Here is a 15346-nt window from a genome sequence, read left to right as displayed (position 1 = left end):
CCGTTGCCTAATATTGGTCAGGACACGACACAGGAGGGAGCGGTGACCGTGCGCCGGGACTTCAAGGATCCTGCCAGGTGCCGTCCCGACCTGGTCATCGGCAGGGAGGAGCCGTTCGCCGAAGCGCGCGAGCAACTGGCCCGAGGGGGCAGCGTGCTGCTGCACGGGCCGGCCGGAATAGGTAAATCGACCGTGCTGCGGGCACTTGCGGCGGAAAACGCGGGCGGTGCGCCCACGGTGTTGCGCTGCTCCGCCACGGAGTCCGAATCCCACCTTCCGTTCCTGGCGCTCGCGGATCTGTTCGGCCTGGTCCTCGAAAGGGTCTGCGGTGCGCTGCCCGCCGCGCAGCGCACCGCCCTGGAGTCGGCGCTCACCGGCCGCGGCGAGTCCACGCTCCAACGGGACGGGCTCGCGCTGCGCCTGGCGGTGCTGTCCACCCTGCGGGCACTGGCCGCCGAGGGACCCGTCCTGGTCGTCGCCGACGATCTTCAGTGGCTGGACTCGGCCAGCGCGGAACTGCTGGGCTTCGCCGCCCGGCGCCTCGGCGACGCTCCGGTGCAGATGCTGTGCGCGGTGCGGACCGAGGGCACGGAGGGGCAGGAGTACGACCGTCATCTGCGGGCCTGCCCGCCGGACACGCGAGTGGTCCGGCTGGGCCCGTTCTCCCGTACCCAGGTGTCCGCGCTGCTCGACCACCGCGGTTACCCGGGTCTGTCCCGCACCACGGTCCGCGACATCCACCGCACCAGCGACGGCAACCCGCTCTTCGCGCTCGAACTGGGCCGTGCCCTGGCCGAGAGCCCGGCCCGGCCGCGCCCCGGCGAGCCGCTGCCGGTGCCGACCTCGCTGCGTGCCCTGGTGCTCAGCCGGCTGGAGATGCTGTCGGACGACGCGCGCCGCACCCTGCTGGTGGCCAGCGCCGGCGCCCGCCCGACGCCGGCGCTGCTGCACGCGGCCGGCCGGGACCACGCCGAGGAGGAGACGGCCCAGGCGGCCGCGCTGGGGCTGCTGGCGACGGACCCGGAGGAGCCGGCGCTGCGGTTCGCGCATCCGCTGATCTCGGCCGCGCTGTACGCGGAGGCCCCCGCGCACGAGCGGCGGGCCGCGCACGCCGCGCTGTCCACGGCGGCCTCCGACCCCATCGAGCGGGCCCGGCATCTGGCCCTCGCCACGACCGGCACCGACCCGGAGGTGGCGGCCCGGCTCGCCGAGGCCGCCGCGCTGGCCCGCGACCGCGGGGCACCCTCGGTCGCCGCCTCGCTGGGGCTGCTGGCCGCCCGCCACACCCCGGCCGACCGTACGCCGGGCCCGGACGAGCGGCGGCTGCAGGCCGCCGAGGACGCCATCACCGCGGGGGAGGCGGATCTCGCCCGGGACATCGCGCGCGAGGTGCTGACCCGGGCCACGGTGCCCGCGGAGCGGGTGCGGGCGTGGATGGTGGTCATCGAGGCGGCCGGGCAGGCGCTCGGCGAGGTCGACGCGGTCTTCCCGCAGGTGCTGGCCGACGCGGGCGACGACCCGCGGCTGCTCGCCCTGGTCCACTACCAGCTGGCCTGGCGGGAACTGGTGGTCGACGGCGACTTCGGCAAGGCCCGGCGGGAGGCCGCGCACGCGGCGGACCTGGCGGCGCGGGGCGCGGACCGGCGCACCGAGCTGATGGCACTGGCCTTCCAGTCGTCCACCGAGACCCTGATGGGCCACCCGGACGCCCCAGCCACCATCAAACGGGCCCTGAGGGAACCCCAGGACCCCTATGTGGCCTGCCACCACAACGGCGCGGGCATGGCCAGGTTCCGCTGGCTGCTCATGAGCGACCAGCTGCCCGAGGCCCGCAAGAGCATCACCGGGCTGCTGCGGGAGGCACGGCGGCGCGGCATGGTCGAGAGCGAGGTGCACTTCCTGCGCTTCCTCGCCGACACGGAGCTGCGCTCCGGGCACTGCGGCCGCGCCCTGGACCTGGCACGGGAGAGCCTGCGATTGGCCCGGGACTCCGGGATCGGGGAGGGCGCCTCGGCGATGCTCACCTCGCTCGCGGAGGCCTCCGGCGGGGACGTGGAGCGGGCGCTGGCACTGGCACGGGAGGCCGCCGACCACGCCGAGGTGGACGGCGACCAGATGTACCTCTCGCGCGCCCTGGCCGCCTTCGGCTATGCCCAGTCGGTCGCCGGGGACGCGGCGGGCGCGGTCCGTTCGCTGCGCCGGGTGCGGGAGCTGGAGCAGGGCATGGGCATCACCGACCCGGCGCGGGGCCGCTGGCACGGCGATCTCGCCGAGGCCCTGGTGCGGATCGGTGAGCCCGGCGAGGCGCAGGAACTCATCAACCTCACCCGAGTGCACGCGCTGCGGCTGGACCGCGCGGGCGTCCTCGCCGTACTGGACCGCGCGGAGGCCCTGGTGCGGGCGGCCCGCGGGCAGCACGAGGCCGCGCAGAAGCAGTTGACGTCGGCACAGGATCGGCTGGGCCGGCTGGGCTACGGGCTGGAGGAGGCACGGGCCGCGTTCGCGCTGGCCCGGCTGCGCGCCCGGCGCCCGGGGACGGCCCCGGGCCATGCCCCCTACGACGAGGCGGCCCGGTTGTTCCGGCGCTGCCGCGCGCTGCCCTGGCTGCGGCAGGTGGACGCGGCCGTGGCCGCCGGTCCGGTGGAACCGGACACGGTGTCCGCGGCCACCTCGGCGGCGCTGGACGGCCTCGCCTCGATGGAACGGCAGGTCGCCTCGCTGGTGATGGAGGGGGCCACCAACCGGGAGATCGCCGCCCGGCTGTTCATCAGCGTCAAGACGGTCGAGGCGACGCTCACCCGGGTGTACCGGAAACTGGGCATCCGGTCACGGGTGGACATCGTCCGCCTGGCCGCGGGCCGCCGCACCAAGTGACCCCGGGGAGAGGGCGGTACGGCGGGTGCAGGACGGTACAGCGGGTGCGGGGCGGCAGGGGCACGGTGGCCTGGGTCGGGGTACGCGTAGGGGCCCTCGCGGGGCCGTCGGTGAACGCGGTGCCGGACGGTACGGGGCGGTCGGCCGGGACCGAGGGTTTTCCCTGCCCAACTCCCGTAGGGGCTTCCCTCATTGGGGGCTCGCGCTCCGGCTCGTAGCGTAAGGGTGTGCCGCTCGCCGGGCACACGGGGACCGGTAGCCCGGTCCTCGTGCTGGACCCCCACCCCGCGCGCCCCACCGGCAACCGATGAGGAGACCGATGTACGGGCCCACCCGCCGTACGAGGACCGCCGCGACCACCGCCGTGCTCGCCGCCACCTGAATTCCTGAGCACCCCTCAGGTGAATACCAGGGGGCGTTGCGAGCTTCCACGAGCAGCCCGCAACGCCCCCTATCCATGCCCCCGTCGACCGCGTTCCTCCGTCGGCCCTTCGCCCCGCCCTCCGGTCACCGGCGTACGGCTCCGAAGCGGATGTCGTACGGCGTGTCCGGGTGCATCACCCGGAGCATCCGCTCCCCCTCGGCGGTGATCTCGTCCCGCCGGGCCCTGGTGAGCGGACCGAACGGCTTGACCACGAGAGCGTGTTCGTCCAGCCGCCACACCGTTCCTCTGGACTGAGCAGGAGTGGGTCTGCTCAGCCGCACGCCCCGAACGGTCCTGGGCGCACTGGTCCCCGGCGTACTCAGCCCCGGGGCGGCGACACGCATCCTGTGCGTGGTCCGGGCCCAGGAGGCCGGTTCCCTGTACGACCCGGCCCCATGAGGACGGCCGGAGGCGACGGGGAGGCCCTGAACCATCACTCCGGTGCAGCAGGGGCCCCGCTCACTGGCACCGTACCCGGCATCCCAGATCGCACGATCACGTTAACCCGGACGGCCCACGACGCCGCAAGCCCGGAAGCCGACCATCACACGATCGAGTCAAACCGCCCTCGTGCACGCTCCCCGGCAAGCAGCTGACGCCCCCCGCCAGGAAGCCGCCGACGAGGAGGGCGCGGTAGGGGATGTTTCCCTGCCAGGTGCTGCCCCGCAGCTCGTGGGGCACGACGCGGGTACGGTCGGCGTGGGAGAGGAGCAGGTTGTCGAACTCGGGCAGGAACCGCGGCAGGGCCGGGGTGTCCGGGTCGGGCCGGGGCGCGTCGGGGAGGTCGAACAGCTCGACTCCGCGTGCGTCGTGGAAGGTGATCAGGCGCGGCCGGAGGCGGTCGAAGGCTTCGCGCAGCCTGGTCAGTCCGGCCCAGATCTGCATGTCCTTCACGGAGGCCGGTCCGAAGGCGGCGAGTTGACTTGCTCCTCGGGCTGAAGCCCGAGGATTCTGGCCTTCTCTCTCGTTGCTGTGCCGCTACGCGGCACAGGTTTTGGGAGGGAATCCGTGGCTTCCTGCTTCGTTGCGCTGCGCCAGAACGGATTCTGGTCTTACCGGCGCTCCACAGGCCGATACCGCCAGTCCGGCGGCCTTTTTCACGTTGCGTGCGGAGTTGATGTCCCGGTCGAGGAGGGCTCCGCAAGCGGGGCAGGTCCATTCCCGGATGTGGAGGGGCTTGGGTCCATCCACATGGTCGCAGTGCGAGCAGGTCTGACTGGTCGGCACGAACCGGCCGATCTTGATCAGGGTGCGTTCGTACCGGTCGGCCTTGTAGACGAGCATGGCCACGAACTGCGACCAGCCCGCGTCGTGCACGCTCTTGGCCAGTTGGGTGCGTGCCAGTCCGTGCACCGCCAGGTTCTCCACGCCGATTGCTTGGTTCTCGCGAATCAGCTTCGTGGAGAGCTGGTGGTGGAATTCACGGCGCGCGTCAGCGACCTGGGCATGCGCGCGGGCGACCTTCAGGCGGGCCTTCTCCTGGTTCTTGGATCCCTTCCGTTTGCGGGACAGCTCCCGCTGGGCCTTCTTCAGTTTCTTTTCCGCGCGGCGCAGGAAACGCGGAGAATCGATCTTCGTGCCGTCGTCGAGGATCGCGAAGTGTGTCAGCCCCAGGTCGATGCCGACGGTCTGGTCGCTGTCGGGCATCCGGGCGGCGTCGGCGGCCGGGTCGGTGTCGATGACGAAGGATGCGAAGTACCGTCCGGCCGCATCCTTGATCACGGTGACGGAGGTGGGAGGGGCGGGCAGGGTGCGCGACCACTTCACCTGGACGGTCCCGATCTTCGGCAGGCTCAGTCGTCCGCTGTCGGTGACCGACCAGCGGGCGTTGGCGGTGAACCGGATCGACTGCCGGGCGTCCTTGCGGGACTTGAACCTCGGCGCTCCCAGTCTGGGGCCCTTGCGCTCACCCTTGAGGGAGGCGAAGAAGTTCTTGTAGGCCGTCTCGGCATCGCGCAGGGACTGCTGGAGCACGACCGCGGAGGCTTCTCTCAGCCAGGAGCGGGCCTCGGTCTGCTTGGCCTGGGTGATCAGGCGCGTGGACAGCTCCCCGGCTTTCGGGATGGGGCTCCCGCCGCTCTGGCGTCCTCGCGGGCGCGCAGGGCGTCGTTGAAGACGACGCGGGCGCACCCGAATGCCCGTGACAACGCACTGCGTTGGGCGTGATCCGGGTACAGGCGAAAGCTGTACCGAAGCTGCATGAGAGCCACCGTACATACTTGGGCTATGGCAGAGATGCAGGAGATCAGAACTGGTCGGCACTGTGTATTTGTGATGCATGTGCACTTGGTCTTCGTGACGAAGTTTCGGCACGGCGTGTTCACAGACGATCACCTGGTGCGGATGGAGGAGATCATGCGGTCGGTCTGCGCGGACTTCGAGTGCGAGCTGGTGGAGTTCAACGGCGAGACCAGCCATGTCCACCTGCTGGTGAACTTCCCGCCCAAGGTCGCCGTCGCCAAGCTCGTCAACTCTCTCAAGGACGTCTCCTCACGCCGCCTGCGTCAGGAGTTCCCCGACCTGGTGCGCCACTACTGGCGGGCCAGCAAGCTGTGGTCGGGCTCCTACTTCGCCGGGACCGGCGGCGGCGCCCCGCTCTCTGTGATCAGACAGTACGTCGAGCAGCAGAACCGGCCGGTGTGAGCCCTGCCCGGCTCCGCCGGACCAGGCGATCACGGCGCTCCGCGCCGCGGTGGTGCACACGCCGTGTCCGGCCCCGTCGGACCAGATGCGGCGACGCTCCGCGTCACCACCCTCAGATTCGCTTCACCACCGGGCTGAAGCCCGATGCACTGCGAATGAATCCCGGTAGCGCAGCACGACGGCGTCTGGCCCCGGGGAGGGCTCGGCGGGGCGGCCCAGCCACCGCTCGGCGGTGGTGAGCGTCACCTGGCCGCTGCGGCCCCACAGTCCGCGCGGGGTGATCTGGACGAGGGGCAGCCTGCAGTGGGCGGCGACGGACAGGGCCTGCGGGTCGGCGTCGGGGCATTCCTCGAGCAGGGCCTCGCGCAGTTGCTTCATGGTGCGCGGTGCGGACTCGACGAGGTCCCGGGCGAGGACGGTCAGCCGGTCCAGGTCGACTCCGGTCAGCCCCTTGCGGAAGGAGCCGAGTTCGCGGTCACGGGCGGGCTGCACCAAAGGGCGCAGGGTGAGACAGTCCTGGGCGGTGTGGGTGTGGATGGTCGAGCGCAGGGTGACGAGGCGGGCCACGGCGCGGTCGGCCATCGGCCGGGACAGCGCCTCGGGTGTGAAGCCGTCGAGCCGGGCGGCGAGCGCGTAGTACGGCGGCTTGACGTTCTTGTGCCTGGAGCCCGACCAGATGCCCGACGGCCGCCTCCGCGGACAGCGGTGAGCGCCGCAGGAGCAACTGCCGGGCGAGGGTGGCACGGTTCAGGGCCCGGGTGCCGAGCACGGCGGCCGGACACCGCACCGGGGTGATGCTGCGCTTCGCCTTCGTCATACCCGCACGTTAGCGAGGCTTGCGGCCATCCTCTGTCCGCAAGGGCCGGAACACCGTCACGAACACAACCCACCATCCAGGACATTCCTTCGGGACGTGTAACACCGTGACGGGCACCGGACGCTGAGTTCTACGGGGCACGAGAAGCGGCCCCTTTTCCATGTCGTAGGCCAGCACCAGGAAAACCCCACAACGAAGGGCCTCCTCAGTGACTTCCCATCCCACCGGCACCGGTCGCACCGATCGCACCGCTGGACCCGACAGATCCGCCCATGGCTCCGGGCACGCCCCGGGGCACCAGTCCGGACCCGTTCGTCTCCCGGTCTACGAGGGCCTCGTGCGCGAACTCGGGGATGTCCTGGCGGAGACGCGCGAGGTGGCCGAGCGCACGGAGCACCAGATGCGCCAGTTCTTCCCGATACGCCCCCACGGCCGGCCCGCGCCCGTCCCGGCCCCCCGGTGATCCCCCGTGCCGACTGGGCCATGCGGGTGACGCGCCCCCGGCGGGGCCGTCGGCCTGTCCTGATTCCCTAGGATCCCCCCGTGGCCACTTTCCATCTCCAGCGCACGGCACCCCTCCCGCTCGACGAGGCCTGGCGTCGGCTCACGGAGTGGCCCCGGCACGGGGCGGCGGTCCCGCTCACCCGGGTCACCGTGACCACTCCCCCGCCCACCGGTGAGGGCACGGTGTTCGTCGCCCGCTCGGGCCTCGGCCCGGTCGCCTTCGACGATCCGATGGAGGTGACCGTCTGGCAGCCCCCGGTCGACGGCTCCCCCGGCCTGTGCCGGCTGGAGAAGCGGGGTCGTCTGGTCAGGGGCTGGGCGGAGATCGAGGTCCGTCCGGGGCCGGGCGGCCGGACCCGCGTGCTGTGGCGCGAGGACCTGCGGGTCCGGTTCCTGCCCGGCTTCTGCGACCCGGCCCTGCGGGCCGTCTCCCGCGGGGTCTTCGGCCGGGCGGTGAACACCCTGTTGCGGCAACCGTGACGGAGGGGGCGCCAGGAGGGGCACCGGCGCTGCCGCGCCCACACCGATGACACTTCCGTCACACCCTCGAACCGATTCTGCCCGTGGCCCCGGAGGCGTGATCGGGTTCACGGTCGCGATGGATCGGGGCGGGGGCCCCGGTGAGGGGGACCCCGGTCCCGCCCCGGCGGGCGGCGACGATCTCGGCGGCGATGGACACGGCCGTCTCCTCCGGGGTGCGGGCGCCGAGGTCGAGACCGATCGGTGAGCGCAGGCGGGCCAGTTCCCGGTCGGTGACGCCGACCTCGCGCAGGCGGGCGTTGCGGTCCAGGTGGGTGCGGCGGGAGCCCATGGCGCCGACGTAGGCGACCGGGAGGCGCAGGGCGAGCCGCAGCAGCGGTACGTCGAACTTCGCGTCGTGGGTCAGCACGCACAGGACCGTACGGGCGTCCACGTCGGTGCGCTCGAGGTACGTGTGCGGCCATTCGACGACGATCTCGTCGGCGTCCGGGAAGCGTGCCCGCGTGGCGAACACGGGGCGCGCGTCGCACACGGTGACGCGGTAGCCGAGGAAGGCACCGGCCCGGGCCAGTGCCGACGCGAAGTCGATCGCGCCGAAGACGATCATCCGGGGCGGCGGGACGGACGACTCGACCAGGAGCGTGAGCGGCGCTCCGCAGCGGGAGCCCTCCGCGCCGATCTCCAGGGTGCCCGTGCGGCCCGCGTCCAGCAGCGCGCCGGCCTCCGCCGCCACCGTGCGGTCCAGCTCCGGACGGACGCCGAAACCGCCCTCGTACGAGCCGTCCGGGCGGACCACGAGCGCGTGGCCCGTCAGGTCCGCCGGTCCGCCCACGGTCCGTGCCACCGCCACCGCCTCTCCTCGCGCGGCGGCGGCGAGCGCGGACGCGAGCACCGGGCGTACGGGATCTGCCGCCCGCACCGGTGTGACGAGGATGCCGATGACGCCGCCGCAGGTCAGACCGGCGGCATAGGCGTCCTCGTCGCTGTGGCCGAAGCGTTCCAGCAGGGTTTCGCCGTCCTGGAGGGCCTGCCGGCACAGCTCGTAGACCGCGCCCTCCACGCAGCCGCCGGACACCGAACCGATGACCGTGCCGTCGGCGTCCACCGCCAGCGCCGCGCCGGGGGCGCGGGGTCCGCTGCCGGCGACCGCCACGACGGTGGCGACGGCGAAGTCACGGCCCTGCGCCGCCCACCGGTGCAGCTCCTCGGCGATGTCCAGCATCTGTCGGTCTCCCTCGACAAGGGTCCACGGGCCTCGGCATCGGCCTCGGCATCGGTCGGGTCCTGCCCGTCCCGGGCGGGCGCCCTGCGGCGACGGTGCGTCACCCGGTTCCGGTGAGGTGTTCCGGGCGGACCGGTGTGCGGTTCAGCTCCAGCCCGGTCGCGTCCCGGACGGCCGCGAGGACCGCCGGGGTGGACGACAGGGTGGGGGCCTCCCCGACGCCGCGCAGCCCGTACGGCGCGTGGTCGTCGGCGAGTTCGAGCATGTCGACGGGGATGTCCGGCGTGTCGAGGATGGTGGGGATGAGGTAGTCGGTGAAGGAGGGGTTCCGCACCTTCGCCGTCCTCGGGTCGACGACGATCTCCTCCATGACCGCCATGCCCAGGCCCTGGACGGTGCCCCCCTGGATCTGGCCGATGACGGACAGCGGGTTGAGTGCCTTGCCGACGTCCTGCGCGCAGGCGAGTTCGATCACCTTGACCAGGCCGAGTCCGGTGTCGACCTCGACGACGGCCCGGTGCGCGGCGAAGGTGTACTGGACATGGCCGTTGCCCTGGCCGGTGTGCGGGTCGAAGGGTTCGGTCGGCCGGTGCCGCCACTCCTCCTCCGCCTCGACGGCCTCGTCCCCGAGGACGTCCACCAGATCGGCCAGTACCTCGCCGCCGTCGGTGACGACCTTGCCGCCCTCCAGCAGCAGTTCGGCCGTCGCCCACGCCGGGTGGTACGAGCCGAACCTGCGCCGGCCCAGCTCCAGGACCTGCTCCCGGACCAGTCGGCAGGCGTTCCTGACCGCTCCTCCGGTGACGTACGTCTGCCGGGAGGCGGAGGTCGAACCGGCCGAGCCCACCCGGGTGTCGGCGGGGTGGATGGTCACCTGGCCGATGCCCAGCTCGGTGCGGGCGATCTGGGCGTGGACGGTGACCCCGCCCTGCCCGACCTCCGCCATCGCGGTGTGCACGGTGGCCACGGGCCGGCCGCCGGCCACCTCCATCCGGACGCGTGCGGTGGAGTAGTCGTCGAAGCCCTCGGAGAAGCCGACGTTCTTGATGCCGACCGCGTAGCCGACGCCGCGCACGACGCCTTCACCGTGGGTGGTGTTGGACAGGCCGCCGGGCAGCTGGCGCACGTCGGCGCCCTCGCTGCTCTCCCACTGCCGCTCGGGCGGCATCGGCATCGCCTTGACGCGGCGCAGGAGTTCGGCGACCGGTGCCGGGGAGTCGACGACCTGCCCGGTGGGCATGACCGTGCCCTGTTCCATGGCGTTGAGCCGTCTGAACTCCACCGGGTCCATACCGAGGCGCTTTGCCAGCTTGTCCATCTGGGCCTCGTAGGCGAAGCACGCCTGGACCGCGCCGAAGCCGCGCATGGCCCCGCAGGGCGGGTTGTTGGTGTAGAGGGCGAGGGCCTCGATCTCCACGTCGTCCACGACGTACGGCCCGACACCGAGGGAGGAGGCGTTGCCGACCACGGCCGGGGAGGCGGAGGCGTACGCTCCGCCGTCGAGCACGATGCGGCACGTGACGTGGGTCAGCTTGCCGTCGCGGGTGGCGCCGTGTTCGTAGTACAGCTTGGCCGGGTGGCGGTGGACGTGGCCGAAGAAGGACTCGAAGCGGTTGTAGACGATCTTGACGGGCCTGCCGGTGCGCAGGGCGAGCAGGCAGGCGTGGATCTGCATGGACAGGTCCTCGCGGCCGCCGAACGCGCCGCCGACGCCGGCCAGGGTCATCCGTACCTTGTCCTCGGGCAGGCCGAGCACGGGCGCCATCTGACGCCGGTCGGAGTGCAGCCACTGGGTGGCGACGTAGAGGTGGACGCCGCCGTCCTCCTCGGGGACGGCGAGCCCCGACTCGGGGCCGAGGAAGGCCTGGTCCTGCATGCCGAAGGTGTACTCGCCCTCGACGACGACGTCGGCGCGCTCGCGGGCCCGTGCCACGTCGCCGCGCACGATCGGCTGGCGGTGGACGATGTTGGGGTGGGCGACGTGGCGGCTGATGGGGGTCCCCCCTGGACCGGAGCCTGTCGGAGGCCCTTGGGGGACGTCGTCGCGGTCCTCGTGGACGAGGGGCGCGTCGGGGGCGAGCGCGGAGGCCTCGTCGGTGACGACGGGCAGGTCCCGGTACTCGACCCTGATCTTCGCGGCGGCGCGGCGCGCGGTCTCGGGGTGGTCGGCGGCGACGACGGCGACCGGCTCGCCGTGGTGGCGGACCTTGCCGTGGGCGAGGACGGGGGTGTCCTGGATCTCCAGGCCGTAGTGGCGCGTCCCGGTCGGCAGGTCGTCGTAGGTGAGGACGGCGTGCACGCCCGGCAGGGCGAGGGCCTCGGAGGTGTCGATCGAGACGATCTCGGCGTGCGCGACCGTGGAGCGCAGGATCTGGCCCCAGAGCATGTCCTCGTGCCACAGGTCGGAGGAGTAGGCGAACTCGCCGGTGACCTTGAGGGTGCCGTCGGGGCGGAGGGTGGACTCCCCGATTCCGCCGCTGGCCGGGGCGCCCTGGGTGAGGGTGGAGGGTGCGCCGAGGGGGGTTCCGGCGGGGCCGGGTCCGGTGGGGGTGCGGGAGGGCCCGGAGCTGTGCTCGGTCATGGTCGGGTCCCCTCGGACTGGCGGGCGGCCGCGAGGCGGACCGCGTCCATGATCTTCTCGTAGCCCGTGCAGCGGCACAGGTTGCCCGACAGCGCCTCGCGGATGTCGGCGTCGCTCGGGCTGGGGTTGTGTTCCAGCATCTCGTCGGCGGCGACCAGCAGGCCCGGGGTGCAGAAACCGCACTGGACGGCGCCGGCGTCGATGAACGCCTGCTGGATCGGGGCGAGTTCGGTTCCCTCGCCGGTCTGCGAGCCGGTGCCGTGGGCGCCGTCGGATCCCTGGACTCCGTGGGCCTGCCACCGCTGGGCCGCGTCGAGCGGAGTGCCGGTGGCGTCCGGCGCTCCCTCACCGCCCCCGGCGGAGCGGGAGCGCTGCCGGGCGAAGTCGGCCAGCCCTTCGACCGTGACGATCTCCCGGCCCTCGGCCTGGCCGGCCGCGACCAGGCAGGAGCACACCGGGACACCGTCGAGGCGCACCGTGCAGGAGCCGCATTCGCCCTGCTCACAGGCGTTCTTGGAGCCGGGCAGGCCGAGCCGCTCGCGCAGCACGTACAGCAGGGACTCGCCCTCCCATACGTCGTCGGCCTCCTGGGGCCGTCCGTTGACCGTGAAGTGGACACGCATCACGCGACTCCCTCGGTGGTGCGGCGGGTGCCGCGGTACGACTCCCAGGTCCAGGTCAGCGTGCGGCGGGCCATGACGCCGACCGCGTGCCGGCGGTAGCTCGCGGTGCCGCGGACGTCGTCGATCGGGTTGCAGGCCGCGGAGCACAGGTCGGCGAACTGCCGGGCCACCGACGGCGGGACGATCTTCCCGTTGTCCCAGAGTCCGCCCTCGTCGAGCGCCGCGTTCAGGAACTCCTCGGCGGTGGTGGCCCGTACGGGGGTGGGCGCCGCCGAGCCGATGCCGGTGCGGACCGTGCGGGTGCCGGGGTGCAGGGCCAGACCGAACGCGCACACGGCGATGACCATGGCGTTGCGGGTGCCGACCTTCGAGAACTGCTGCGGTCCGTCCGCCTTCTTGATGTGGACGGCGCGGATCAGTTCGTCGGGCGCCAGCGCGTTGCGCTTCACGCCCGTGTAGAAGGCGTCGATCGGGATGCGGCGGGACCCGCGCACCGATTCGGCCTCGACCTCGGCCCCGGCGGCGAGCAGCGCCGGGTGGGCGTCACCGGCCGGGGAGGCGGTGCCGAGATTGCCGCCGACTCCGCCGCGGTTGCGGATCTGCGGGGAGGCCACGGTGTGGGAGGCGAGGGCGAGGCCCGGCAGTTCGGCCCGCAGGTGCTCCATGATCCTCGCGTACGGGACGGAGGCGCCGAGCCGTACGGTGTCCTCTCCGACCTCCCACTCGGTGAGGTCGGCGATGCGGTTGAGGTCCATGAGGTACTCGGGCCTGCGGTGGTCGAAGTTGATCTCGACCATCACGTCGGTGCCGCCCGCGATCGGCACAGCGGTGGGGTGCTCGGCCTTCGCGGCGAGCGCCTCCTGCCAGCTGGCGGGGTGAAGGAAGTCCATGACCGGCTCTCTTCTTCGTCTCGTGGATCGTACGGATCGAGCCAATCCGTGTGCGGCGGGCCCGGCTCCTTCATGGGAGATTCACGCGGAGTGGGTTCAGTACACCGCCCGCTGCTCCACCCGGGTCAGTCACGAAAGACCTGAAGGAGTTGGCTGGCCAACGGGGGCATCTTGTAGATTCATATGAAAAGAGGACCTCGGTAACCTCCTCGTCTTCCTCCGGAAACAGCGGACCCGGAAGACACGGAGTACACAGTCCGGGAGACGGCCGACCGCGCCGGATCGGCCACTCACCCGGGCGCCGCGCGGAAGACCCGCCCGGGCACTGTGTGGAAGGCCCTCCACGGGCCCTTCCACGGCCCATCGTAGACATCGGTACACATCGAGACAGGGAACGGCGGCGACGAGAATGCGGCTGCGCGCACTGCTGGAGACCGACGCGCTGGGGCTCGCGCTGCTCTGCGGCGAGGACGAGCTGGACCGCACCGTGCACGGGGTGATGACCACCGACCTGAGGGACCCCAGCCGCTACCTCTCCGGCGGGGAACTCGTGCTCAGCGGCCTGGCCTGGCGCCGGGACGCCGCCGACTCCGAACCGTTCGTACGGCGGCTGGTACAGGCGGGGGTCGTGGCCCTGGCGGCCGGCGAGGCGGAGCTGGGAACCGTCCCGGACGACCTGGTCGTGGCCTGCGCGCGGTACCGGCTGCCGCTGTTCGCGGTGCACGAGTCGGTGGCCTTCGCGACGGTCACCGAACATGTCGTGCGGCAGGTGTCCGGCGAGCGGGCCGGGGACCTCGCGGCCGTGGTGGACCGGCACCGACGACTGATGACGTCGGGCCCGGCGGGCGGCGGCCCGGACGTGGTGCTCGACCTGCTCGGCACCGACCTGGACCTGCGGGCGTGGGTGCTCTCGCCCACCGGGCGGCTGATCGCGGGGTCGAAGACGGGGCCGCGGCTGCCCGGCGACGTGTGCGTGCGGATCGCGGCGGAGCATCTGGCGGCCGCCCGCGGCGGCCGTCCCGAGCCGCACCGGGTGACGCTGGACGACCGGACGACGTACAGCCTCTTCCCGGTGCACGGCGACAGGTCCACGGCCCCGACGGCGGCGGCCGCCCCGCAGGCCGCACAGCCCGCGCACGACGGGCACGGCACACCGGCCTCCCCGGAGCCGCGGGACGGCCGGGAGACGGTGCTGTCGGACTGGCTGCTGGTGGTCGAGGCGGACGCCGGGGACTGGGCCGAGGAGCGGCTGGACCTGCTGTACGGGGTCACCCAGCTGATCGTGGTGGAGCGGGAGCGCCGGAACGCGGCGCGCGCGGTACGGCGCCGGCTCGCGCAGGAGGTGCTGGAGCTGGTGCAGGCGGGCGCCGCGCCGGCCGAGGTCGCGGCCCGGCTGCGCGTGGCGGCGCCGGTGCTGGTACCCGGCCTCGGGACCGCGCCGCACTGGCAGGTGGTCGTCGCGCGGGTCGACTGGGACGGCGGCGGGGCCGAGGGCGGCGCGGCGGCGCAGGCGCTGCTCGAGGAGATCCTGGTCGACCCGGCGTCGACGGGGCCCGAGCACTCCGACCGGATCGCGGTGGCGCACACCGGGGACGAGGCGGTCGCGCTCGTTCCGCTGCCCGCGGTGGCGGGCGAGCACGACGGCGCCGACGGGCGGGGACTCCTCGCCGACGCCCTGCTGGAGTCCATAAGGGAGCCGCTGACGGCCGGTCTGGACGGCGACGGGCGGCTCACCCTCGGGGTCAGCGCGGCCGTGCACTCGGCGGAGGGGCTGCGCGGGGCCCTGGAGGAGGCGCGGCACGCGCGGCGCGTGGCCGCGGCGCGGCCGGGCCGGGTCTGCGCGGCCGGCCACCATGAGCTGGCCTCGCACGTCCTGCTGCTCCCCTTCGTCCCCGACGACGTACGCCGGGCCTTCACCGCCCGTCTCCTGGACCCGCTGCGGGACTACGACCGGCGCCACCGCGCCGAACTGATCCCCACCCTGGAGGCCTTCCTGGACTGCGACGGCTCCTGGACCCGCTGTGCCGCCCGGCTGCACCTGCACGTCAACACGCTGCGGTACCGGGTGGGCCGCATCGAGCAGCTGACGGGCCGTGACCTGTCCCGCCTGGAGGACAAGCTGGACTTCTTCCTGGCCCTCCGCATGAGCTGACGGCCCGGCGGACGCGGGGCGGGGGCGGTGGAAGTCGCGCGGGGCGGGGCGCGCGCGCCGAGGGTGCGCCGATGGGGTGTCATATGCGCCGTCGGGCGCTCCCCCGTTCGTGCCCGTTGATCCACGACTTTGTGAA

The 15346-nt window shown here is 72.8% G+C and carries 10 protein-coding genes and 3 pseudogenes; 5 read left to right on the top strand and 8 right to left on the bottom strand.

The window, feature by feature from the left end:
- The first annotated feature begins 42 nt into the window (after positions 1 to 42).
- On the top strand, positions 43 to 2874 hold the full coding sequence (locus OHB56_RS34395; RefSeq protein WP_406357624.1) for an AAA family ATPase: 2832 nt from the start codon (positions 43 to 45) through the stop codon (positions 2872 to 2874).
- Positions 2875 to 3381: 507 nt separating this feature from the next.
- On the opposite strand, the gene OHB56_RS34390 is transcribed toward OHB56_RS34395, so the two are convergent.
- From OHB56_RS34390 to OHB56_RS34380, 3 genes and pseudogenes are all read right to left on the bottom strand, one after another.
- A complete protein-coding gene (locus OHB56_RS34390) occupies positions 3382 to 3579 on the bottom strand; it encodes a hypothetical protein (RefSeq protein ID WP_406357623.1) in 198 nt (65 codons plus the stop codon).
- A gap of 319 nt (positions 3580 to 3898) precedes the next feature.
- Positions 3899 to 4219: pseudogene (locus OHB56_RS34385) on the bottom strand (DNA glycosylase AlkZ-like family protein); the annotation flags it as partial.
- 57 nt (positions 4220 to 4276) lie between these two features.
- Positions 4277 to 5499, bottom strand: a pseudogene (locus OHB56_RS34380) (RNA-guided endonuclease InsQ/TnpB family protein).
- Positions 5500 to 5524: 25 nt separating this feature from the next.
- Between OHB56_RS34380 and tnpA the strand changes: the two are divergent.
- Positions 5525 to 5941, top strand: coding sequence for an IS200/IS605 family transposase (gene tnpA / locus OHB56_RS34375; protein ID WP_406357622.1), 417 nt, complete (start codon positions 5525 to 5527; stop codon positions 5939 to 5941).
- Positions 5942 to 6094: 153 nt separating this feature from the next.
- Here tnpA and OHB56_RS34370 read toward each other — a convergent pair.
- A pseudogene (locus tag OHB56_RS34370) lies at positions 6095 to 6758 on the bottom strand (DNA glycosylase AlkZ-like family protein); the annotation flags it as partial.
- 337 nt (positions 6759 to 7095) lie between these two features.
- On the opposite strand from OHB56_RS34370, the gene OHB56_RS34365 reads away from it, so the two are divergent.
- Together OHB56_RS34365 and OHB56_RS34360 are read left to right on the top strand one after the other, a co-directional pair.
- Positions 7096 to 7221: a hypothetical protein gene (locus OHB56_RS34365; RefSeq protein WP_326755611.1), complete on the top strand. Its 126-nt coding sequence runs from the start codon at positions 7096 to 7098 to the stop codon at positions 7219 to 7221.
- Between the two features lie 80 nt (positions 7222 to 7301).
- Positions 7302 to 7742: an SRPBCC family protein gene (locus OHB56_RS34360; protein ID WP_326755610.1), complete on the top strand. Its 441-nt coding sequence runs from the start codon at positions 7302 to 7304 to the stop codon at positions 7740 to 7742.
- Between the two features lie 58 nt (positions 7743 to 7800).
- Here the strand turns inward: OHB56_RS34360 and OHB56_RS34355 are convergent, their stop codons facing one another.
- From OHB56_RS34355 to OHB56_RS34340, 4 genes are all read right to left on the bottom strand, one after another.
- A complete protein-coding gene (locus tag OHB56_RS34355; protein ID WP_326755609.1) occupies positions 7801 to 8964 on the bottom strand; it encodes an XdhC/CoxI family protein in 1164 nt (387 codons plus the stop codon).
- Positions 8965 to 9064: 100 nt separating this feature from the next.
- On the bottom strand, positions 9065 to 11545 hold the full coding sequence (locus OHB56_RS34350) for a xanthine dehydrogenase family protein molybdopterin-binding subunit (protein WP_406357619.1): 2481 nt from the start codon (positions 11543 to 11545) through the stop codon (positions 9065 to 9067).
- Positions 11542 to 12168, bottom strand: a complete 627-nt coding sequence (locus OHB56_RS34345) for a (2Fe-2S)-binding protein (protein WP_406357618.1) — start codon at positions 12166 to 12168, stop codon at positions 11542 to 11544. Before OHB56_RS34345 ends, OHB56_RS34350 begins: the two co-directional genes overlap by 4 nt.
- A complete protein-coding gene (locus tag OHB56_RS34340; RefSeq protein ID WP_406357616.1) occupies positions 12168 to 13058 on the bottom strand; it encodes an FAD binding domain-containing protein in 891 nt (296 codons plus the stop codon). The genes OHB56_RS34345 and OHB56_RS34340 overlap by 1 nt, the downstream gene beginning before the upstream one ends.
- A 409-nt stretch (positions 13059 to 13467) precedes the next feature.
- On the opposite strand from OHB56_RS34340, the gene OHB56_RS34335 reads away from it, so the two are divergent.
- Positions 13468 to 15210, top strand: a complete 1743-nt coding sequence (locus OHB56_RS34335) for a PucR family transcriptional regulator (protein WP_406357614.1) — start codon at positions 13468 to 13470, stop codon at positions 15208 to 15210.
- Positions 15211 to 15346 lie beyond the last annotated feature (136 nt).

Source organism: Streptomyces sp. NBC_01635, assembly GCF_045209715.1.
GTDB lineage: Bacteria > Actinomycetota > Actinomycetes > Streptomycetales > Streptomycetaceae > Streptomyces > Streptomyces hirsutus.
The sequence above is the reverse complement of the archived record's forward strand: the minus strand, read 5'-3'. Positions and strand labels throughout refer to the sequence as shown.

What these genes read in the sequence shown, in the direction of transcription:
- OHB56_RS34340 (WP_406357616.1), bottom strand. Translation starts at nt 13,058, where the DNA reads ATGGACTTCCTTCACCCCGCCAGCTGGCAGGAGGCGCTCGCCGCGAAG.
- OHB56_RS34350 (WP_406357619.1), bottom strand. Translation starts at nt 11,545, where the DNA reads ATGACCGAGCACAGCTCCGGGCCCTCCCGCACCCCCACCGGACCCGGC.
- tnpA (WP_406357622.1), top strand. Translation starts at nt 5,525, where the DNA reads ATGGCAGAGATGCAGGAGATCAGAACTGGTCGGCACTGTGTATTTGTG.
- OHB56_RS34345 (WP_406357618.1), bottom strand. Translation starts at nt 12,168, where the DNA reads ATGCGTGTCCACTTCACGGTCAACGGACGGCCCCAGGAGGCCGACGAC.
- OHB56_RS34335 (WP_406357614.1), top strand. Translation starts at nt 13,468, where the DNA reads ATGCGGCTGCGCGCACTGCTGGAGACCGACGCGCTGGGGCTCGCGCTG.
- OHB56_RS34355 (WP_326755609.1), bottom strand. Translation starts at nt 8,964, where the DNA reads ATGCTGGACATCGCCGAGGAGCTGCACCGGTGGGCGGCGCAGGGCCGT.